General features: G+C 34.8%; 12 protein-coding genes and 1 tRNA gene. 8 read left to right on the plus strand and 5 right to left on the minus strand.

Translation table 11 applies throughout. From position 1 onward, the window contains the following. Positions 1-413: 413 nt before the first annotated feature. On the minus strand, positions 414-2,240 hold the full coding sequence (gene typA, locus ERCILAFE3058_RS02375; protein ID WP_157989852.1) for a translational GTPase TypA: 1,827 nt from the start codon (positions 2,238-2,240) through the stop codon (positions 414-416). Between the two features lie 1,466 nt (positions 2,241-3,706). On the opposite strand from typA, the gene glnA reads away from it, so the two are divergent. Beyond that, positions 3,707-5,116, plus strand: a complete 1,410-nt coding sequence (glnA, locus tag ERCILAFE3058_RS02380; protein ID WP_157989853.1) for a glutamate--ammonia ligase — start codon at positions 3,707-3,709, stop codon at positions 5,114-5,116. Between the two features lie 271 nt (positions 5,117-5,387). Here glnA and recC read toward each other — a convergent pair whose 3' ends face one another. Continuing rightward, positions 5,388-8,771 (minus strand): exodeoxyribonuclease V subunit gamma, encoded by a 3,384-nt coding sequence (gene recC, locus ERCILAFE3058_RS02385; RefSeq protein WP_157989854.1) that lies wholly within the window; start codon positions 8,769-8,771, stop codon positions 5,388-5,390. 170 nt (positions 8,772-8,941) lie between these two features. Here recC and ERCILAFE3058_RS02390 point away from each other — a divergent pair. Both ERCILAFE3058_RS02390 and yacG read left to right on the plus strand, forming a co-directional pair. After that, positions 8,942-9,017, plus strand: a tRNA-Gly gene (locus tag ERCILAFE3058_RS02390). A gap of 898 nt (positions 9,018-9,915) precedes the next feature. Beyond that, positions 9,916-10,047 carry a DNA gyrase inhibitor YacG gene (gene yacG, locus ERCILAFE3058_RS03550; protein ID WP_157989855.1) on the plus strand — a complete coding sequence of 44 codons (132 nt, stop codon included), beginning with the start codon at positions 9,916-9,918 and terminating at the stop codon, positions 10,045-10,047. 753 nt (positions 10,048-10,800) lie between these two features. On the opposite strand, the gene rpsT is transcribed toward yacG, so the two are convergent. After that, a complete protein-coding gene (gene rpsT, locus ERCILAFE3058_RS02400; RefSeq protein ID WP_157989856.1) occupies positions 10,801-11,070 on the minus strand; it encodes a 30S ribosomal protein S20 in 270 nt (89 codons plus the stop codon). 1,471 nt (positions 11,071-12,541) lie between these two features. Here rpsT and ileS point away from each other — a divergent pair. The 3 genes from ileS (at position 12,542) to ispH (ending at position 17,797) form a co-directional block, all read left to right on the plus strand. Continuing rightward, positions 12,542-15,358: an isoleucine--tRNA ligase gene (gene ileS, locus ERCILAFE3058_RS02405; protein WP_157989857.1), complete on the plus strand. Its 2,817-nt coding sequence runs from the start codon at positions 12,542-12,544 to the stop codon at positions 15,356-15,358. Continuing rightward, positions 15,355-15,861 (plus strand): signal peptidase II, encoded by a 507-nt coding sequence (gene lspA, locus ERCILAFE3058_RS02410; protein ID WP_157989858.1) that lies wholly within the window; start codon positions 15,355-15,357, stop codon positions 15,859-15,861. The genes ileS and lspA overlap by 4 nt, the downstream gene beginning before the upstream one ends. A gap of 979 nt (positions 15,862-16,840) precedes the next feature. Beyond that, positions 16,841-17,797, plus strand: coding sequence for a 4-hydroxy-3-methylbut-2-enyl diphosphate reductase (gene ispH, locus ERCILAFE3058_RS02415; protein ID WP_157989859.1), 957 nt, complete (start codon positions 16,841-16,843; stop codon positions 17,795-17,797). Positions 17,798-18,091: 294 nt separating this feature from the next. On the opposite strand, the gene corA is transcribed toward ispH, so the two are convergent. Next, positions 18,092-19,051, minus strand: coding sequence for a magnesium/cobalt transporter CorA (gene corA, locus ERCILAFE3058_RS02420; RefSeq protein WP_157989860.1), 960 nt, complete (start codon positions 19,049-19,051; stop codon positions 18,092-18,094). A gap of 1,538 nt (positions 19,052-20,589) precedes the next feature. On the opposite strand from corA, the gene ompA reads away from it, so the two are divergent. Together ompA and tig are read left to right on the plus strand one after the other, a co-directional pair. Next, the gene (gene ompA, locus ERCILAFE3058_RS02425) at positions 20,590-21,651 is read left to right on the plus strand and encodes a porin OmpA (RefSeq protein WP_157989861.1); all 1,062 of its coding nucleotides are present in this window, start codon (positions 20,590-20,592) and stop codon (positions 21,649-21,651) included. 792 nt (positions 21,652-22,443) lie between these two features. Then, the gene (tig, locus tag ERCILAFE3058_RS02430; RefSeq protein ID WP_157989862.1) at positions 22,444-23,751 is read left to right on the plus strand and encodes a trigger factor; all 1,308 of its coding nucleotides are present in this window, start codon (positions 22,444-22,446) and stop codon (positions 23,749-23,751) included. Between the two features lie 120 nt (positions 23,752-23,871). On the opposite strand, the gene nadK is transcribed toward tig, so the two are convergent. Beyond that, positions 23,872-24,753: an NAD(+) kinase gene (gene nadK / locus ERCILAFE3058_RS02435; protein WP_157989863.1), complete on the minus strand. Its 882-nt coding sequence runs from the start codon at positions 24,751-24,753 to the stop codon at positions 23,872-23,874. Positions 24,754-24,863: the final 110 nt, after the last annotated feature.

Below are 24,863 nucleotides of genomic sequence, written 5' to 3' on the forward strand. Positions count from 1 at the left end.
GTAGTGTCAATGTATACCTGTAATAGTACATGATACCTCGCTTCTGATATTTAAAGATATAAAACATCAGAATTGCACACCTGGAAAAAACGATATACCTAACAGTCTTCCCTAAGAGAAATATGATCATATCAGATAAGCAGAGATGAAAGTTAACATTCTTGTAATGTCTAATGATCTACAAAAACTCCTGTGTCTAACCATTTGCTCTTCCAGAAAAACTACTAAAACATGTTAAATACGAAGCATGATACATCATGATGATAATCACCAAACAAAGATGCTTTGACGTGAAATATAAATGGAGTATGTACTATAGTACATAGTACCGCAATCATCTTTAAATGGTATATCGAATATCCAAATATTAGTAGTATTGGATACTAAAAATTAAGAATCATTCACCGCTTATATCATGAAACTTTCAGAGATTGACGATTAGCTCGTTTACGGTCACTTTCTGTTAAATATCGTTTCCGAAGACGCACAGACCGTGGCGTCACTTCTACTAATTCATCATCATCAATGAACTCCAAAGCTTGCTCTAAAGACATTTTTATGACCGGTACTAAAGTGGGTGCTTCATCGGTGCCAGAAGCACGCATATTGGTCAGCTTCTTACCAGTTAAACAATTTACTGTGAGATCGTTTAAGCGTGAATGTAGACCTATAATTTGCCCTTCATATACTTCAGCACCATGACCAATAAATAATTTACCACGATCCTGAAGATTAAATAAAGCAAACGCGACTGCCTTCCCCTGCCCATTCGAGATAAGAACACCATTTTGACGCTGCCCGATTGAACCTACACGAACATCATCGTAATGGCTAAAAGTGGAGTGCAAAAGACCTGTACCAGCAGTTAAAGTCATAAACTCGGTACGAAAACCAATTAAACCACGAGATGGGATGCAGTAATCAAGACGAATGCGACCTTTACCGTCAGAAACCATACCCCTTACATCCCCTTTACGCTCACCTAGAGCCTTCATCACACCTCCCTGATGTAGCTCTTCAATGTCTACTACCACACTCTCAAATGGTTCCTGTATGCCACCATTTATATTGCGGTAAATAACTTTAGGGCGTGACACTGATAGTTCAAACCCTTCACGACGCATCGTTTCAATTAATACAGACAAATGTAGCTCACCGCGACCTGATACTCGGAATGTATCAGTGTCATCAGTTTCTTCTACTCTTAATGCTACATTATGTACTAGCTCTTTTTGAAGACGGTTAAAAATTTGACGTGAAGTTAAAAACTTACCTTCTTTTCCACAAAATGGAGATTTATTGACATTAAAATACATACTCACAGTTGGCTTATCGACATTTAACACTGGTAGTGCTACCATATTCTGTGGATCGCAAATGGTGTCAGAAATATTCAGCTCCCCTAATCCAGTAATCGCAATTATATTACCAGCTTCAGCTTTATTTGTTTCTATTCGCTTTAAACCAAGATGGGTCAGTATTTTACTCACTTTACCATTACGTGTTTTCCCATTACTATCAATAATAGAAACATTCTGGTTAGGTCTCACATTACCACCGGTAATGCGACCAATCCCAATGACTCCAACGTAGTTATTATAATCTAACTGAGATATTTGCATCTGAAACGGCGCGTCTGCATCCACCTGTGGTGGAGGCGCATACTTAATAATGGATTCATATAAAGGAGTCATGTTCTCCGCTATATCCCGATGGTCTAATGCTGCCGTACCGTTTACAGCAGACGTATAAACTACTGGGAAATCCAGTTGTTCGTCATGGGCATTTAAGTTAATAAAGAGGTCAAAAACCTGATCTACGACCCAATCGGGACGAGCACCCGGACGATCAATTTTATTCACTACGACAATTGGCTTAAGATCATTTTCAAAGGCTTTTTTTGTTACAAAACGTGTTTGCGGCATCGGCCCATCAATCGCATCCACTACTAACAGGACAGAGTCAACCATGGACATAACACGTTCAACCTCACCCCCAAAATCAGCATGGCCAGGGGTATCAACGATATTAATACGATACCCATTCCATTGAATGGCAGTATTTTTTGCAAGAATCGTAATCCCACGCTCCTTTTCTAAGGTGTTGGAGTCCATGATACGCTCAGTCACCTCAGTTCTAGCATCAAAAGTGCCAGATTGTAGAAGGAGTTGATCGACCAACGTAGTTTTACCGTGGTCAACATGGGCAATAATAGCAATATTACGCAAATTCTCAATCACATCTTTTCCTCAGATATTAGCAGTAATATATTATGCTATATTCACATGCCTCAAAAGTATAATTAGTTCCTATGCACTACAACTAGATACAATAGTTTTAACCTATTATTTAACATACTGCCAAATTCTATAAAATAAACACCAATATAAAAATGTTTTCATTGTCTGATTATGCAGTATAATGTCTAATTATATATTTTGTTTTTTTAGAAATCGATCACCCTTCAAATATACGGTATATGGATATTATATCATACATAAGTGTATTTATCTCATACATCATAGAGCTATATAAAATATACATACCGATATGCAAGAAGCAAACTGCTCTTAATATTTTAAAAATGATAGCCTTGAAAAAGAAGTATACTACCAGACTGTATCTCATAAGATACATAAGATTTATCTTATCACCTGCAAATAATATCAATGTCTTGAGGTGCAAGCGTTGTAGATCAAAAACCCAGTATAATGATCTCTATTTTAGTTAGTGAAATATCCAATGAGACATTATATACACAAAACTATATGCGCTTAGAGATCATTCATTGATCCATAGGAAAATGCATTGATATAGTGGATTTAAAAAAATCAGATATATATATTTATAATCATGCGTTAATGTTTATAACAAGCTAGCAATAAATTATGACAAATACAATTAACGTCGTCAATGCAAACGATCTATCGGGAATCATCACAAACAACCCACCCTCTTACATACAGAATATCTTTTCATGTTGATTATATTTATCTATGCTTTCTTTTAGTACACATTCTAATAACAGTCAATAAACTCAGTTGGTCTCGAAGAGTAATACAATCATTAAAAAGAACAAACTAATACTCTGTAATTACTTGTAATGACACAAGGCTCGTGGATACAGAGTATATAACATCTAATTCTTCTAAATTCCAAGCAACATCCTCAAGAGGATATTGCTGGAAGTACACAAGAATAAATACTCATAGATTTCCCAATATTACTATGACTATTAAGTAGGAGTTGATGATGCTTCAGATAGATAGGTCTATAATATTGCTACACCCCGTAGTTGGAAAGCAGGTGCTTGTCTCCATAAGTTATAGAGAAATATCTAGTTACAAGTATACACAGTGATATTGATCATCATCGCTCATCAAAAAATTACCGCAAAATGATATACTAAAGTATCTGTGGCTTGGCCATAATATATTCCAAGAGGGATGGTTGTACCATGAACTCTCTTTATTGACGGATAAATGACGCAAAATCAATAATGAAACTTCTCTAAAGGAACTAAATACTATAGTAGGTCTTGACCCAAAAAACATTGGCATGCATTTTATGCAATCTATCCAAGGATGAATTCTATTGTCTATACAGATATCCATGTAATATTCACAATGATAATTGTGATACGTGTAGAAATAGACAAGTAAGACCCTAAAAGATCAAAATCTAACACAATTTAGGAGAGTTAAATATGTCAGCTGAATATGTTCTGTCAATGATTCAAGATCATCAAGTTAAATTTGTTGACCTTCGTTTTACTGACACTAAAGGTAAAGAGCAGCACATGACTATCCCTTCCCATCGAGTAAATGAGAACCTCTTTCAAGAAGGGAAAATGTTTGACGGGTCTTCTATTAGTGGCTGGAAAGATATTAACGAATCTGACATGATTTTAATGCCAGATGCTATCACCGCTGTCCTTGACCCATTCTTTCTAGATCCCACCCTTATTCTTCGTTGTAATATTCTAGAACCAAACACTATGCAAGGATATGACCGCGATCCACGTTCTATTTCTAAACGCGCTGAGGATTTTTTAAAAACCACTGGTATTGCAGATGCTGTATTTTTTGGTCCAGAGCCTGAATTCTTTCTGTTTGACGATATTCGTTTTCAATGCAACGCTTCTGGTTCATATGTTGCTATTGATGATATTGAAGCTTGCTGGAATACTGGCAAAAAATACATCGGTGGCAATAAAGGACACCGTCCTTGTCTTAAAGGAGGGTATTTTCCTGTCCCTCCAGTTGATTCATCACAGGATATCCGTTCTACTATGTGTTTAATGATGGAAAATATGGGTTTAGTAGTGGAAGCGCATCATCATGAAGTAGCTAGCGCAGGTCAAAATGAAATAGCTACCCGCTTTAATACTATGACTAAAAAAGCAGATGAAATTCAAATTTATAAGTACGTAGTACACAATGTCGCTAACTCTTATGGGAAAACTGCTACTTTTATGCCTAAACCCATCATTGGTGATAATGGTTCTGGCATGCACTGTCACATGTCTTTATATAAAAATAATACTAATATATTCTCTGGTAATCAATACGGCGGACTATCTGAAACCGCTCTATTTTACATTGGCGGAATCATTACACACGCTAAAGCAATTAATGCATTATCTAACCCAACTACAAACTCGTATAAACGTTTAGTACCAGGCTACGAGGCGCCGGTGATACTTGCTTATTCTTCTCGTAATCGTTCAGCTTCCGTCCGTATTCCGGTGGTTAGCAACTCGCAAGCATGCAGAATTGAAGTACGCTTTCCTGATCCAGCAGCTAATCCATATTTATGTTTTACTGCGATGCTCATGGCTGGATTAGATGGCATCATGAATAAAATCCACCCAGGAGAAGCGTTGGATAGAAATCTCTATAAGCTACCATTTTCCGAAGAAATTATCATGCCAAAAGTAGCTAGTTCACTAGACGAAGCTCTTACTGTCTTGCAGAAAGATCATGCATTTTTAACTCGTGGCGATGTATTTACCGACAACGCCATACAAGCTTATATTCAATTACGCAGGGTAGAAATGGAATATGTATACCGTACCCCACATCCCGTGGAATTCGAACTATACTACAGTGTTTAATAAACTAAAACATCAATGACCTACCTGTCTGCTCTTTAGTATAAGAAATAGAGGTATGCTATTATTTAGAACGATAAAACCGGCCCATCTATAGGTGGGCGCTTGCTCCGTACATGCAAAATGACAATATTTTAAATCTAGGTATGCTTTATTAGAAGACCTGCTATATAAATCATGCGCCCAATGATTAAAAATTCATCGGGCTAATAATAAAAACTATATGGCATGAATGACAATATATCATATGGAAAATGATTGATTATGTTATATGCTAACATGAGTCTATTTGATGGTGTTGTAGAATAGGAGTTAACCAATTTTCTGCTGCCAGCATCATATCCTTGATATTAGTAGCATTTAGGTGTGGTAATAACCTCTGTAGAAAAATATCGTCTTTCTCACCGCCTATGTAATCAGTGCCATACCAATATTGTAGTAACTTCCTGCGTGCCTGATTCTGTGTATTCTCATCATATTTTATCATACATCGATCTTTATCAAAACATGCCTGTAGCCATGCACCTCCGGAAGACGTCAGCAATAAAGGAGCAGATATTCCCAATAGATATCCATTAATATAATGAAGTAAATACTTTGTAGCTACATCGGCAGATAATGGCAAAAAACGCCACAAACTATCTTTTAAACCTAACATGAGGCTTACTCCACTTCCACCTGTGGCACAGTATACTAAATGTTCTAACCATAGTATTAATGCATCTTTAAAATTTAAGACTCCAGGACGCCAGCGTAATAATCCATGATCCTGAACTGGCATTAAGTAACCAGTAAGTAATAGTGAGTTATTAATGTTTAGTAAAATTTCTCTATTTGGTAGAGGTGCATAATGTGGAGCTATTTTGGCAGCCAGATGGCTCATTTCAGTGACTCTTTCTTCCCAAAATACTTTCCCCCACGCGCCATAGGGCAGTATGCCTGCTGCTTTAAAACGATTATACAGCAACCATTCATCCTTTTGATTCATAAGAGCCTGTAACAACTGACTATCTACCTGGTAACGAGTAATATTATCTACCACAAACGGCTCTGTATCAGATACAGTGATGGTATCTCTCTCAAAAGTAGTATTAAGACGCAATTGAAAGAAACGTCGTACTGGATGTCGCCAAAAATTTATTAACGTATCTATGCTTAATTTAGTGGTCGCCTCTTGCAAAGCAATACGACTCAAATTATGATAAAGGGGGTCTTTTGTCTGACTAACAAGGAGCCATGGAGAACACACTCCACATGATTGACCCCAATCAAAAAAGTTCTGATGGGCAATCGGAATGCGATGATGTACATGTTGCAAATGTTTGGTGAGCGCAACAGAACTACTAGCAATATCTTTTTCTATATCCTGAGATAAAACAAAACTATAGCTAATGTATTCCATTAATTCACTCACTAAAAGTGATGGATAGCATACTGTGTTATCATGTATGGATTTATTAACATAACTGATATAAAATTTTTTGCTCGCTTTATGTAGAGCATCCAAAAAAGTGTATTTTTCACTATTCCAATAACTATTATTATCCTTCTGTGTGTGTGTATGCACCCCTTTGTCATGTGTTAAATCCACACTCAGTGGTAATATAGTACGTGGATATACCCCTTCATTCATCCCTAATAAACATACTACTTTAACGGGAACGCAGGCCATGGGCCTCAGAGTACAAAAATTGATAGCTCCCGGAAGATAAGGGTTTCTTATCGATTGTTCGTTAAAATACAGATCAAGTTCATCTCGAAGGCGAGATAATGGTACTGTGTCATGATACAAAGCTTGTATTCCATGATTAATCACTCTATTCCAGTGATCTTCGATAAATGCTAATTCTTGTTCGTTGTCTGCATTTTTCTTTATAAAATCATCAAGAATATGACGACATATAGGTAACCAGTTGCTTAAACTTAACGGTTCTATTAAACGATTTCTCCATTTCTTCAGACACATGATAAATTCAGAAAGATTCCCTGCTAGTGCTGCAATCAATCCACTAGACTCATCAAAAGGTAAAATACCATTCCACTCGCCTGCTTCACTATTTATTGCATAACCTAATAACATGCGAGTTAATCCAAACTGCCAAGTATTCTGAGTGGTGATAACTATATCACAATCGTGCATACTTTGATCATCTAAACCCCATCGTATACCTGACTCTGGTATCCAGCGACGTAATAATAATAAACCCTCCTTATTAATACCAAAACATTGAGCAACGGCAGGAAATTCAAGTAAAGCCAGCACTTCTTCAGCTGTAAACTGACTTTCTGGTAGACGCAATAAGATGTGGAAAACCTTAGTGGATGGGTTATTTTGGATAAGCTGATTATTGGAAATATAAAATGGTAAACCTCGACCCGATACTACGGGACTAAAAATAGCTTCAATAAAAGGTACATAAAGATTAATATCTGCAGCCATCACCATAATATCTCGAACTGTCAGTGCTGGATCATCTACCATCATCGCTAACAATTGATCCTGTAAAACTTCCACTTCATGATATAAACTACAGCATAAGTGGATCTCGATTGAACAATCATCTAAAGATATCACACGCTTCCCGCGACTATCCATTGTCTCATTACGTTTCAAACCAAGAAGTGAGTGATCTTCTAGTTCTAATATATCACGCTTTAAAATCTGTAAAAGATTACAGGGATCCATGTCGATAAAAGCGCATACTTCTTTAGCTGCACTCTGCACAACAAAAAAAAGATTCTCTTTCTCTGCTTGACCCCATGAAGATAATAAAGGATTGCTTAATTTCTGCTCACCGACCGTGTTAAATAAAGAAGAAACACTCTCTGCATCACGAAATTGCGGCATTGGATGATGATCTATATAGTGATAACGGTGATGATGTTGTATTGTAGTTAAAGATACATGATCTTTGATATTACCCCAATAATAACGACATGGATTCTCAAAAAAAATATGTACATCTATATGTACGCCTAACGCCTCTATATAAGATATAGGTAGTGTTGACAAACCAAAAATAAACACTCTTTCAGGAAGGTTAGGCGGACAAATTATTGAATGTTTAAGAATAGAAATAAATTTCTGAAAAAGATCAGCAAAACCCCATTCTTGTCCTGTTATCTGACAAGTATATGCCACTAATGCAATCCATAGTGGTGCTTGCCACATCTGAGCCTCTCCTAACGTTGCTTCTCTTTGGAAATGCTCCCATTGATATAACCACTGGGGATGATGTACAAGATATTCCTTAAATAAAGATGCCATGCATGATGTCAGCTGGAATAATTTATGATTTTCTTTATCATCAATGAGGTAGTGGTGAAGCATAAAAAAGCGCTCATCTAACAGTAAACTTGAAAAAATAGCTCTCATCTTCCAACGCATGCTAAGTCTACTGAAACCACTCTTCCTGGAGCACATAGGTAACACACGATTCAACATATCCCATATAAAATTCTCAGATGATGGAAAATCGATATTAGCAGAAATACCAAATTCTTCAGCAAACGATATTTTCAACCATTGAACAATATTGGAACTTGGTGCTAGTACTACTTCTGGGCACAAGGGGTTATGCAAAGGCTTCTCTTTGATTTCTCGACAAAGGAGTTTTTTAAGCATCCATAATTGATTAGAGTGATACAGGATAATCATATTTACTGATCCAATCAGTAATACGATGTAATATTGCACAACAAATAAGACATAACTCGATACCTAAAAGATGGAAAAGAAACAAAAAGGTTGTATAAAAAAATAATGCTTGTATTATATATAATGTAGTTATTATTATAATTATGATATTGTATAATCAAACAACATCAGCGGGAATAGCTCAGTTGGTAGAGCACGACCTTGCCAAGGTCGGGGTCGCGAGTTCAAGTCTCGTTTCCCGCTCCAAGATATCATCTATCTTACAATCTAGTGTACGTTCACATGTCATATGTTGATTATAAAATGCAGAATTCTGCATGATACATAAAAGCGTCCGTTGATAGTCATGGAGCTTACTATTTATAAAATAGTCATTGTCTAGGTTCACTGTGGTAAGAAAGTATATTTCGAAATCAGTCATGGCATTATTATACCGTATATAAAATAACAGATTTTTCTTCACTAGCTGATGATTTCTCTCATAATATTAGCACCATGGATATATTGAATATTCAGGATATGAAATATAATTCAAGCTCTTCTCTATGCAACTAAACAGTTGGATGCACGTATGGTCGCATATTATTGACAGCATTGGTATCCTTCACAAATTTTAAAAATGACTGAAGAGAAGAAAGAAAGCAATCTTTAAAGGTGCGGTGGTACGTATCATTATACGATATAACCGCATACTACACGAATATATGACATAGATAGCCATCAAAGATGGCATAGAATAGTTATGAGCAGCGAGAAAAGAAGAAAAATCTATAATCTCTTTTTTATTTGAAGGGAATCCCAAAGATACTTTTCAATAGTATTTATCCCATATATACTATTCAATAATATTGAATAGTATATATTTTTATATAATAGAATATTAATGCATTATTTATCTAGGATAATACAGGTGCATAATGGTGTCTGCATCTGTATATTAGTTCAAAATGTTAAAACATGAGAATGAAAATCTCTGAGTTAAGATGAAAATATTACGAACTGTAATATGGAAAAAACAAAATTCTGCTAATACTCAAACTATCATTACTAATCATTATCAGTCGCCTGGTCAATACCCATACTCTACGTACAATCTATCATTATGAATGATATAAAAAAGTGTATTGTCCCACTTACTGTATAAGTGTTATCTGGAACAAAAAATAATTGGCGTTTCTTTTGTAGAAAACATTGTCAACTCATAGATCTAGGAAGGTGGTTAAATAAAGATATACAAAATTCTCCCATGCATCATATAAATGATAAAGGAAGATAATTATTCCATATATTTATAATTTTCAACACTGAACCAACCACTAATAATTTTCCCTGAGGCAGCAAAATATTCTTATTATATAAGTCAACTCATTACTTAACATTACAGTATTTTGTGTGAACGTTCCCTTGTATTGATTTATGTAGTATCTTATAATAAATTCATTGATTTTGTTTCTTACGACTGAAGTCATAGGCTCTCAATAAAACCACAAAATAATATGTTTGAGCGTAATATCGTCATGTATCCAAAATAGTAAGATGAGAAAAACTTCTCTTTGTTTTTTAAAAAACTCCAATATTATTGACTATCATATATTATGTCATGCGTCATATTCTACATAGCGCCACATGCCTAATCTATTATATTGATATTCTATGCAGATTTTTTTAGAGAGGTAGAAGTAGTTAATCATGTTATTGATGTGACATCATATATTAGTAACATCTACTTACTAATATCAAGGATGCATACTCGTGTAATACTTCACCTTTAAGACATGTGTGAATTATTTATGAATGTTAAAGTATCCAGTCATCTTTTATGCATACAACATATACCGATTATAAGAATCTGTAAGAATATGGACGCATATATTCGGTAAAGGTATAAGTGCACATTAATGAAATACTATGAAATCTTGCAAATACAGTAATATAACTACCGAAAAGTAACTGTTACTCTAAAATAAAACTGAAGTTATAAAATATAAGATTGATAATCAACCATGCTACATTCATCATCTCATTCATCTTATAGAACAGGCATTTTCTTAATCTTCGCACTAATATTGGCTTTATGTCGTGCAGCTTTATTTTTATGAATAAGCCCTTTCGAAGCTTGACGATCTATAAGTGTCTGCATAGCATGAAAAGCACTCTTGGCACCTTCTTGATTACCGGTAACGATAGCTGTATAAACTTTTTTGATAAAAGTACGTATCATTGAGCGATGACTTGCATTATGTTTACGATGTTTTTCAGCCGTAATCACTCGTTTTTTAGCTGACTTAATATTAGCCAAAATTATACTCCTAAATATTGATACTATGTATGATAAAATTTTAGAAAATTATTTCCTTTATCATAACCCTTGTCAACAAATTTCTAAAATTCACCAACATGATAAATTTAGATACACATATAGTACACGATGTAATAAAAAACATAAGAAAAACCTTACTGTCCATTCAATAAATATCAGTCCAATACATGCAAGAAGATTATTGTACCTATATGCCTTCTACTTATCAATCCTTTAGATACATGTCGTATACTACAATGACACATTCGACAAATATCACATTTCTTTTCAAAATAAAATGCACTCAAAAGAACAAAACATACAACAGAATCATCAAAAATTAATTATGCCACAAAAAACTATTCACAATCATTGAACCTACTGTATATAAACAACGACAAACTATTCTCATCACTCTAGTTATAGTAAAAGCATTACCAATCGAATAATATTAACATCGGTTGCAATAGCAAAATGTTAATACACACATTTATCAATGATATTGTCCAAATATTTATGTATTACCATATCTACAGAATAAACATCTAAAAATATTGCATAACATCGACTATGTATCATCATTAGGAATGTAAATTAATGTATATTTTGTGTATTAACTATATGATCATCCTATACTTAGGTCTCGGTATTCAACATAAAGAGAAATGTTATCTTCGTGCGGTTTTGTGTTTACAAGATCTATAGATATTAGAATATCATAATAACCACACTATGTGGCTATATACTACCTACCCACTCGACACAAAAACCTATATTGGATAAACGGACCTGGCCATTTGATCTAATCGTAGAATATATATTGTGATAAACTATGTACTATGTAAGTATGCATATTGTCTCCCATCATCATTTTTGTATTAACTCAGTTGCATAATATATGAAAACAAATTCTCACCCGATATAACATAAGACAACTATGGCATTCAGAATTGTCTTAGATTAATCAGTACAAGTCATGGCAGAAACGTATACTATTTTATAGTATATGCTATTGTATTTTTAGGCGATTTATGCTGTAACTACTGTATGTTTATACATTTCATACATGCACAGTAAGCGACAAGTATATGAGTATCATCTTGCTATTGTTGTTTTCAAAGAGATAAATTTTCAAGATATTTTCCAAAACATGTATAAATTGAATACAATTCATACACAAAGCAATAAAAGTAGTATATTACAAATGATCTCAATAAAGCAGAGATAGATTATTGAAAATATATAGGTCCCATATATAAATTTTCATAAAAAGCAAATAACGCTTTATGGTAGAGCTGATCAAACAACAGCGCTCAAATAACATTGTATATATTAATATATCTCATCCACATAACTTACAATTCATCGCTATACGATTTTATCGATACCATTGTAATATAAAAATATTCGTTTTGCGTTTGATGTTAAATTGTCATTCAAGAATGCTAATTAAGATGGAATATGAAATCTAATGATTGACTATAAAACAACCTTGAATTTACCAAAAACAAATTTCCCGATGCGGGGACGTTTATCTAAACATGAACCTCGCATTTTGAAACGTTGGTATGATGATAAACTATATGATATGATACGAGCATCAAAAAAAGGTAAAAAAACCTTTTTACTACATGATGGACCACCTTACGCTAATGGCAATATTCATATTGGTCACGCAGTTAATAAAATCTTAAAAGATATCATTATTAAATCTAAAAACCTCTCGGGTTATAATGCACCTTATATACCTGGTTGGGACTGCCATGGTTTACCAATAGAACACAAAGTAGAGAAAACCTCTGGTAAACCTGGAATACAAATTAGTCAAGCAGAATTTCGTATTGCATGTCGTCAATATGCCTCTCAGCAGATAGACGCACAAAAATCTGAGTTTGTCCGACTTGGAATCCTCGGTGAATGGCATCATCCTTATCAAACAATGAACTTTCATACCGAAGCCAATATCATTAGAGCACTTGGAAAAATTATTGCAAATGGTCACCTTTATAAAGGTACTAAACCCGTACCGTGGTGTCTAGATTGTCGGTCTGCTATGGCAGACGCTGAAATAGAATATTATGATAAAACATCTCCATCTATCATGGTTCTATTTAATGCCATAGAGAAAAAAGAAATACAAATAAAATTTCATAATGCATGTGTGGATGGCCCAATTTCACTAGTCATATGGACTACCACTCCATGGACTCTTCCTGCGAATCGTGCTATTTCAGTACATCCAACAATTAGTTATCAACTAGTCCAGATCATAGACCGGGCGCTCATACTCGCTACAGATATGGTTGATAAAGTTATGAATTGTATTGGGATACCGACATGGAAGGTACTAGGAAATATACCAGGAAAAACCCTTGCAGGTATTAAATTCCAACATCCATTTCTCACATACATCCCTTCTGTTATTTTAAATGAGAATGTCATCTTAGATACGGGTACAGGAATAGTACATATCGCACCTGATCATGGTATCGATGACTACGATGTTAGTCAAAAATATGCCATACAAACTATTAATCCAGTAGGACCAGACGGTTGTTATCGGTCTGGAATTTTCTCTAAATTAGATGGTATAAATGTTTTTCAAGCCAATGCCATCATTCTAGAAATTTTACGTAAAAATCACGCACTACTCCACTTAGAAAAAATTCAGCATAGCTATCCACATTGCTGGCGTCATAAAAGTCCCATTATCTTTCGTGTCACCCCACAATGGTTTATTAGTATGGACAAAAACAGGCTACGCGCAAAATCTTTACAACAGATACAAAACGTATACTGGATTCCAGGATGGGGTCAAAAGCGGATGCATGCAATGCTTACGAGTCGTCCAGACTGGTGCATTTCACGACAACGCACTTGGGGTGTACCTATGGCACTTTTTATTCATCAACAAACTGAAAAACTACATCCTGATTCCCTAGGCATCCTAGAAACTGTTGCGAAGCTTGTTGAAAAGAATGGCATTCAAGCATGGTGGGATTTAGATCCTTCTCAAATACTCGGGTCTGATGCTAAAAACTATATTCAAGTATCGGATACGTTAGATGTTTGGTTTGATTCAGGCTCTACCAGCTACTCAGTTCTTGATGCATTACCTGAATATCGTGGTCATATTCCTGACCTTTATCTAGAAGGATCCGATCAACATCGTGGGTGGTTTATGTCATCCTTAATTATATCTACGGCCATGAAAGGTATAGCACCATATCGACAGGTTCTTACTCATGGATTTACAGTGGATGGTCAAGGACGCAAAATGTCAAAATCACAGAATAATACTGTAAGCCCACGCGATATTATCGACACAGTTGGTGCGGATATTTTGCGTTTATGGGTTGCATCTACTAATTATTCTGGAGAGATTGCTTTTTCTGAGCAAATTTTACAACGCTCTATTGATAGCTATCGTCGTATCCGTAATACTGCACGTTTTCTCCTAGCTAATCTTACTGGATTTGATCCCACTACACATAGGGTCAGTCAGGAAAGCATGCTCGTATTAGACCGATGGGCTATCGGACGTGCTTTAGAGGCGCAAAATGCTATTATTACTTCCTATGAGACCTACCAATTTCATGAAGTAGTACAGCGCATCATGCACTTTTGCTCAATTGAAATGGGAGCCTTTTATCTTGATGTTATCAAGGACCGCCAATATACAGCTAAAGCTGATAGCTTGGCGCGCCGCAGCTGCCAAACAGCATTATGGTATATTTCTGAAGCTTTAGTGCGCTGGATAGCACCGATTATATCTTTTACAGCAGATGAAATATGGCATTATCTACCTGGAAAAAGAGCGCAATATGTATTTACTGAAGAATGGTTTAATGAATTATTCAGCCTCTCTGATCATGAGATAATGAATAATATGTATTGGGATGAATTAATTACAGTACGTGGAGAGGTGAATAAAGTAATTGAACAGGAACGTATTGCTAAACGTATAGGAAATGCATTAGAAGTCAGCGTCACACTCTACGTCAATCAACAGTTGGCAGAGAAATTAATGAACCTCCGTGATGAATTACGTTTTCTCTTACTTACATCTGGAGCGGAAGTCTTAGATATTGCCAATGCACCGAAAGATGCATATCAAAGTACTCTCTTTAAACATGTCAAAATTGTTTTAAAAAAACTAAACACTCAAAAATGTCCGCGATGCTGGCACTATACCAAAAATATTGGCTATAATCATATATGCAAGGACATTTGTAACCGCTGCATTGCTAATATATTTGGGCATGGTGAGGAACGTAAATTTGTATGATACATAAAGACTTAAGATCTTGTAGACTGCGTTGGTTATGGATATCTTTCATAGTACTCAATCTTGATATTCTAAGTAAAAAATGGGTAACTACACATCTACTACTTCATCAATCAATATCTATCATACCGTGTGTGAACCTTTATTATGCTCATAATTTTGGTGCAGCTTTTAGTTTTCTTTCTGACCAAGACGGATGGCAACGCTGGTTCTTATCCGCTATCACTAGCTTTCTTCTGATGATATTACTGATTAATATGTATTACAGTCAACCTAGGAGTAAATTACATAATTGTGCACATGCCTTATTAATAGGTGGAGCATTAGGGAATCTATACGATCGAATACACCGTGGTTTTGTTGTTGATTTTATTGACTTATATATGACTAATTGGCATTTTGCTACCTTTAATATTGCTGATATCGCAATTTGTATTGGAGTTTTCCTTGTACTACTAAAAGGGGTAATAGTTCCTAAGGCTGATAAGAATCAAAAATCTTAAAAGACATCTTTCTTCAGATTTACTCTGAATATCTCAGGATATTATAGAGCTTGTTTATACTATATAATCACATTTTTAGTTGAGTACAAAATGCACACGCGTACAAAATACGTTGGTTTATTAGTTATCAGACTAGAAGAAATACTTGTATTCATATATAAAAACCATAATAAAAGAATAGTTATATTATCGAGGATCTAGATCACTATAGCGTAACATGTAGGTGATGCATAAAGAAGATTACAGATGTTGTGATAAAGTTTCGTACCATTTCTTCTGTGCACGATACAAAATCATGCTAATAAATATTTTTACTCAAATATACAATTTATATAAATAATATGTGTATGTACAATACACTAATATAATATGTACACCTCCAAATACAGAGAAATTTATATGATCATATAATCGAAAATCGCAATAGCGGATAGCCGCTAATAACACTACAATAAACGATAATGACAACTTTTATTCTGCAATAAAACGTACAAATATTTCATAATAACAACTCCAACAAACTGTAATTTTAATAATGAAGTATTGTGAAAAAGTGTATAAGAAATATGCGCTATATGTTCCCATGCGATCACATAATACTATCTATATATGCTAATATCTCATATAAAAAAGATCTTACATACAAAATGGCGAATAAGCTCTAACTTAATCTACTGAAGTATCCAAATCATACTCAAAAAGAGTATACTCAATAAAGAAAAGATACTAGAATTTTTGCTGTCCCTCTGAAATATGCCAGAAACTAAATTACATTACCGCATTGTTCACTATCTACAGATATGCATGAAGAATAAGTAGTTATTTGTAGAACTAACGGGAGACAATGCAATAAAACATTAATAGATGATCTCTTATTGCACATAATCTGTCGTCAATTTCATCCATACCAGGTAGGTTAATGTTGTGAATATGTTAAGATATCTCAGGACTATCCTATCATCGTTACCAAGGAGAAACGATGAAAATTTTATTGGCTAACCCACGCGGGTTTTGTGCAGGCGTGCATCGCGCTATTAATATTGTTGAACGAATTTTGAAGCTTTACGGTGCACCCATCTTTGTGCGCCATGAAGTAGTGCATAACCTTTACGTTGTTAAAAAATTACAAGAACGAGGAGTGATTTTTATTGAAGAGATAGATCAAGTTCCAGAAGGGTCAATTCTCGTTTTTTCGGCACACGGTGTCTCTCAGACTGTCCGTAAGCAAGCAACGCAACGCAATTTATTAATGATCTTTGATGCTACTTGCCCACTAGTGACAAAAGTACACGCGGAAGTTGCTCGTGCCAGCCGAGAAGGCGCAGAAGCTATCTTAATTGGACACGCTGGTCACCCAGAAGTAGAAGGTACCATGGGGCAATATGACAATCCACATGGTGGAATGTATTTAGTTGGAACAAAAGATGATATATCTTCTCTCCGTGTTAAAAATGAAAATAATTTACGCTTTATGACACAAACAACACTATCAGTTTTCGATAGCATCCATATGATTCGTGCTTTAAATGCTCGCTTCCCTCACATTATTGGATCGCGTAAAAGTGACATTTGTTATGCTACAACAAATCGTCAACAAGCGGTCAATGACCTAACAAAACATGCGGATTTAATACTTGTAGTTGGTTCAAAAAACTCTTCTAATTCTAATCGACTCGCAGAGCTAGCTCAACGACAAGGAAGAACAGCATATTTAATTAATACTGCGGAGGATATTCAAGAAGAATGGCTCAGAAATATTAGCTGTGTTGGTGTTACTGCCGGCGCATCCGCACCCGATATTCTGGTACAGCGCGTGACACAGAGACTACTTCAGCTCGGTGGTATATGTACCACTGAGCTTATTGGACATAAAGAAAATATAATATTTGATATACCAAAAGAATTACGTGTATCCACTGAAATCTGCGCTACCTAACATAATTATTGTTACCTACCCCTCTCGAACACGCGTGAACATTTTATACTTTTCTCATATCGATATAATAACAATTGCAATCACTGTTATCCTTGATGACTAAATGTTCTTCTTGAATATTCTTGCACGCATTAGGATCTAGCTATATCCATGAAGAAAATACATTAAAAATATAACGCATAATAAGACCCCCTCCACATAGGATACAGATAGAGGTTCAATGAGCACTTTTCTTCACAAGAGCTATACATCATCTCATACTGATATCAAGAAAAAAAAGAGATCGTTTTCATCTTATAACCAGTTTTTACGTTTAAAATATGCATACGGTGCCAACCCAGCAAGAATCATCAAAAGTATGGCAGATGGATACCCGAAACTCCACTGAAGCTCCGGCATAAACGTAAAATTCATCCCATAGCTAGAGGCTACTAATGTTGGTGGTAAAAAAACTACTGATACTACTGAGAAAATTTTTATAATACGACTTTGTTCAATGTTAATAAAACCCATAGCTGCCTGCATTAAAAAATTGACCTTTTGAAATAATGACTCAGTGTGTGGCAATAAAGATTCTATATCTCGTAAAATTTCACGCGCCTGTTCTAGCTGATGATCCGGAAGGCGTGTTTTACGTACTAAAAAATTTAATGCACGTTGTGTATCCATCAGACAGAGACGCACCTTCCAACCCACATCCTCCTGCCCTGCTAAAGCTGAAAGTGCATTGTCAAATTCATCACCCTGCTTACCCTCCATTATCACTCTACTGAATTTTTCTAAATGACTGGAAATATTTTCAATTTCATCGGCTAATTGTTCAATTTTAGTTTCAAATAAATCTAGCAAGATCTCATAGGCGTTACCATCAGTTAAAGTTTGATTACGTGCTCGCATACGGTAAAGCCGGAATGCTGGAAGCTCACGTTCACGCAATGTATAGAGACGTCCATCACGAATAGTAAATGCAACTGTAGAATTACCTGCGTGATCATCAAAATCTTCATACAAGAAAAAAGAATGGATATGTAGACCATCCTCATCTTCAAAAAAACGCGCTGAAGCTTCTATGTCTTCTAACTCCGGACTAGTAGCTAAAACCTGACCTAATACGTTTTGCACTCGCGCACGTTGAATTTCTTCTGGTTCAATGAGGTCTACCCAAATGGAATCATTGAGGTTATCTCTGGTATGAGGATCCTCCAATACTAGTCGACACAGACGACTGTTATCTAGTTTAAATGCAGTCAGCATAACTGTATTCTCAAGTTAAAAGGGTAAAGTCAGAAACAGCGTGGAAAGATATCTTAATGCAATCCATATCATGCAGAATGCATGGGTGTTTCTCTTAATTTATCTGCTGATCATATACCCATATATTATAAAAACGATATATCTAATGCTCTAGGGTGATTACAGTTCAAGATTTTTACAAGCTACGCGGTTACAAATAACTAATATCGTATAATACCTTAGAAACTGTATAAAATATCGCTATAAAAATACTATGATATATAAATAAACCGCAATAATATTTCAGAGAAAATTCTATTCATTGAATACTCAATATTCTGACTGCTCTTTATTTTTATATACTATATTACCTATATTAAAACATTCATCAGGTATCTTACGATTATTTATAACACTCATTGATTTAAAATTTACATATAGTACATGGTGATGATTGAAGATACGTAGATTACATACTATTGTACCCATAATCATGGAAGCACGAAACAGCTCTCTGTCTAATGCCTTCTTTTATATACTCTTATCAATACAATATATCAGACAGAGATATATCTCTGTTCGAATTATACTATGTAGTTTCTAGTCAACGCTCTATAAAAAAGCATAGCGCTCAAAATACAACACAAAATACACTTACATTGCTATACACGCCCCTAAAACACACTATTTAGATACTACACTAATATTATATCCTTATTAAAATACAAAATCTCCATCACGCCTTTTGTCATCTAATTGTGATGTAGTGGATATCAAATCTACGTTACATGCTTCTACAGTACTATGATCATTTATAGACTGCGGTTTGCCTAGAAAAGATCGACGTTACCTTAGAATGATTATTCTCGTCATACAGAGGATTGTTCTAGACCCCGTTCGAACTTCATCAGATACTCATATTAGCAGCAATACCTCTCAAGACCATAGATGATAACATCAATATTCTGATGATTTTATGACTATCTGTACAGATCTAGAAACACTTATCTGATATACTCTTTAAAATTTTTTATGAGTTGAATCTCAATATTCTAATTATATTACGTAGAGTATTTATACTTCTACTCTCTGGTATATCACCATTCTTGAGATATTATAAAAAACAGCATGTATGCCACTCAAATAATGTATCATGTGCATATACTATCCAGCATTACCGTAAGGAGAATATGCATCTATAATATCCTCAAAAATATACATATTATTACTCAACAACAAAGTCGCCTAACAACTCTCTCAACTAAAAGAAAAATAATTAACATCATAAGCTAATAATTCCATGAATATCATTGTACACTTATTCAAGGTCATGAAACTAAGGGGTTACCATCGTATGTATCTTGTCTGTTAATTTATCAAGCGATGTAATAACATGCTTGTAAGTTTTTGAGTACGTTGTAGACTTTAGTAGGTGAGGGTCTCAACTTCTTCCATTCCATGGAAAGTTAGTCATCAACCTGAATAACCCGGTAAAAGATTCAACCGCAAAAGATCACAAATAGAATATAGTCTATTTTTAATAATAACGAGGCGTAAACATGAAAAAAACAGCTATCGCAATTGCAGTAGCACTAGCTAGTTTCGCTACAGTAGCGCAAGCTACTCCTAAAGAAAATACCTGGTATACTGGCGCTCAGATGGGCTTGTCTCATTACGATGACACAAAGTATTATGGCAATAATTACCAAAATAATGATGGCAAAACTCATCAAAGCCAATTCGGCTCTGGTGTATTTTTTGGTTATCAAGCCACTCCATGTCTAAGTTTTGATTTTGGATATAATTGGTTAGGTCGTATGCCTAATAAAGGTACTGTTACTCACGGTTCTTTTCAGGCTCAAGGCGTTCAACTAGCAACTAAGTTTAATTACCAATTGGCTAACAACATAGACGTATATACTCGTCTAGGTAGCATGGCATGGCATGCAGAATCTAAGCAGACTAATATAACCAATCCACACATGCATTCGAAGACCACTGGGATCTCACCTCTCGTCGGTTGTGGCATTCAATACACGATCAATAAAAACTGGACTACTCACTTAGATTATCAATGGATTAATAATATTGGAGATGCCAATACTGTGGGTGCACGCCCTGATAACAGCTTATTGAACGTTGGGATTACCTATCATTTTGGTCAGGATGAAGCAGACACAGTAGTCTCTGCTGGATCACCTTCCATTTCAGAGAATAATCATTTTACTTTAAAATCTGATGTATTATTTACCTTTAATCAAACTACTCTTACTGCGGATGGTCAAAAGATTTTAGATCAGTTATATAATCAGCTGAGTAATTTAGATACTAAAGATGCATCTATAGTAGTAGTTGGTTATAGTGATCGTATTGGCTCTAATTTATACAATCAAAAACTTTCTGAAAAACGTAGTCAGTCAGTCGTAGACTACTTAATTGAAAAAGGTATTCCTTCTGACCAAATTACTGCACGCGGTGAGGGTCAGTCTAACCCTGTATCGGCACATACTTGTGAGTCTGTGAATGATCGCCAGGCATTAATTGTCTGTTTAGCACCAGATAGACGTGTAGAAATTGAAGTAAAAGACATACAAGATGTTGGAATTCCATCATCAAATTAAGTTATATCTGCATCAATACCCCCATGAGGGGGTATTGATTTTTACCGACACACCATCACAACACATTTTACCATGCGGTTCAATATAAGAGATCTTTCTAAGTATTTTAGAATATCTAATTACCTAGATATAGAATGAATATCTACTGTCTCATCGATCGCAACAACAAAATACTTATTAGATAGACACCCATGCAATAATACTAACTGTAGCTCTAGCTCTAGCATAGAGGATTAAATCATTTCATACACTGTTGGACAGTGTAAATTACATCTCTGTAATATTGATAAGTCTATATATCTCATGCATATAAATCATCAACCACTCTATACAAATAACTACTGATATCCGCTATATCATTAAAAAGAAAACGCCATATAGTTTTATACACTTTATATAAATGCAATTATATTGAGAATACATGTATATTAATGGATACCCTATTTATATGATATTTGTGTCAAAACACGATAATATCAATTGATTTTCAATATCAAAATCACTTTAATTACATGAGATAGTCTCCTAGCGTTTTTTTTGCATGATGTGATCATAATTGTATTTAAATATCAAAAAAGTATTATATATAATATTATATTAGTGCTAGGCATTAAGGCCTGACCAATATAAGATTGATATCTATCATATGCAAATATTGTAGAATATTTAACTTATTTAAAGTACGTTATTAGTAGAGAATATAGTACAAATATTCTTATTGTATAGTCACTTCTATTACATTTGGGAAATGTATCTACAGTAAAAACATCATGTTACTTGTGAGGTAATCAGATGAAAGTTTTAATTGAAAAAACACAAAATTTAAAAAAAAATATAATACTGAAAATTGATCATGACATAATTGATAACACAGTAAAAAATGAACTACTGAAGATAGCTAAAAAAATACGCATAGACGGGTTTCGTCTAGGTAAAGCTCCGATACACATTATTCGACAACGTTATAGCACTTCTGTTCGCCAAGATGTCCTTAATGATCTTATGCCACGCTACTTTATTGATGCAATAACACAAGAGAAGTGGCATCCATCTAGCGCCCCAACATACGAGATCCAAGAAAATACCTGGGGTAAAGATGTTATTTTTTCTGTTTCATTTGACGTATATCCACATATTGAACTAAAGGGACTAGAAAGCATAGAAATTGACAAACCAATTATTAACATTACTGAGGCTGATATTGATGCAATGTTATCTATGCTGCGTCAGCAAAAAGCTATTTGGACAGAAACCCACGAAGCCGCAGCTATTAATAATCGTGTGACATTTGACTTTGTCGGATCGATAGAGCATGAAGATTTTACTGGTAACAACGCATTAAATGTTATCCTAATACTAGGAAATGGTCATATGCTTCCTTCCTTTGAAGAAGGAATAATTGGACACAAAGCAGACGAGAATTTTATGATTGATGTTACCTTTCCAAAAGACTATAAAATAATAAAATTACAAGATAAAAACGTGCAATTTAATATTATACTAAAAAAAGTAGAAGTATGTCATCTACCAGAAATAACTGCAGAATTTATACAACAATTTGGTATAAAAGAAGGGTCTTTGGATGCTTTACGAGCAGAAATACACACAAATATGCAACGTGAATTGAAAAATGCTGTGCGTCACTTTATTAAATTACAAGTCATTAATGGGTTAGTAAAAGCGAATAATATTGAGATTCCCGCAGATATAGTAAATAGTAAATTAGATCTATTAAAACAAAAAATAACACATAATAATAGTAGTACAGCGATGGTAACAGACTCAACAATACCTCATGAGGTATTAGTAGAACAAGCAAAACAGTATATGCTAGTAGGGTTACTTTTTGGTCAAATCATTCACTCTTATGAAATAAAAACTAACGAAGATCACGTCAATGCGTTAATCGAAGAAGTAGCTTCTGCTTATGAAAATAAAGAAAAGGTTATATCGTTTTATAAAAACAATTCTGACCTCATGCAAAATATACGTAACACTGCTCTGGAGGAGCAAGCAATAGAAGCAATATTAGCGCAAGCAAAATTAACTGAAAAATTTCTGACTTTTCAAGAATTTATGTACCCATCCTTCACACACTAAATACAAGTATTTCTCGTGATAAATATATGCACACATGATCAGGGAGGATTTGCGACCTCATGGCCATCAGTCTTCCGCTTCCTTCTGGTACATCTCAATCAAACGTCACATAAGGAGATCTTAAAAAAAATTTTTTGACCATCCTAACTTCGAACTAAGTATATGAAAATAATTATAATTTTTAGGATGAATTAAATTCAAAAAATAATCACTACGATGGATCAATATGTGATCGTTCTTATACACAGGTAGGACTACTTGACTATCAAAGCTAACCTTTAGATTGCTGCACGTATCCGAGAAGCGTAAAACAATACTACTACTATTTCTGATCACTAATGGACGCGCTGATAATCTATGTGGAAACATTGGTACAAGAGCTATCGCATCTAAAGACGGTGTAATAATAGGACCTCCGGCAGACAGAGCATACGCTGTAGAGCCAGTGGGTGTCGAGATAATAAGACCATCTGAACGCTCTGAAAATGCAAAATTATCATCAATGTACACTTCAAATTCGATCATATGAGCTACCTTACCAGGATGCACTACAATTTCATTCATCGCAATTTCGTTACACGGAGAACCTAATGGATGTACAACATTTCCTTCTAATAAAAATCGTTTATCCACAATATAATTACCAGCTAACACTTCTGATAACTGTGTTTTTAAATTATCTGGATCTAGATCTGTCAAAAATCCAAGCTTTCCGCGATTGATCCCTATTACCTTAATATCATATCGTGCTAAATTACGTGCAGCACCTAGCATGCTACCGTCACCACCTATTACCACTGCTAAATTAGCAGTACAACCAATTTCCGATAACGTCCCAGTTCGTATGCTATCTAGCATAGATAACTCACTTGCAACTTTGTTCTCAACAATTACCTGACATCCAGCCTCTACTAACCAACGATAAAGAAGCTTATAAGTATGACACATGGTGGGATGATGTGGGTGTCCAATAATACCAATACAATTAAAAGATTTATTCATTTTCTTTATTTTCCTTGTAAGATAAACTTCTCTAACAATTATAGCTCTCTTGAAACTATGCTGATGACCCCAATAATAAATGAACTAACGAAGTGAATATGCATACACGC

The organism is Candidatus Erwinia haradaeae (assembly GCF_900698955.1).
Classification (GTDB): Bacteria; Pseudomonadota; Gammaproteobacteria; order Enterobacterales; family Enterobacteriaceae; genus Erwinia_E; species Erwinia_E haradaeae_G.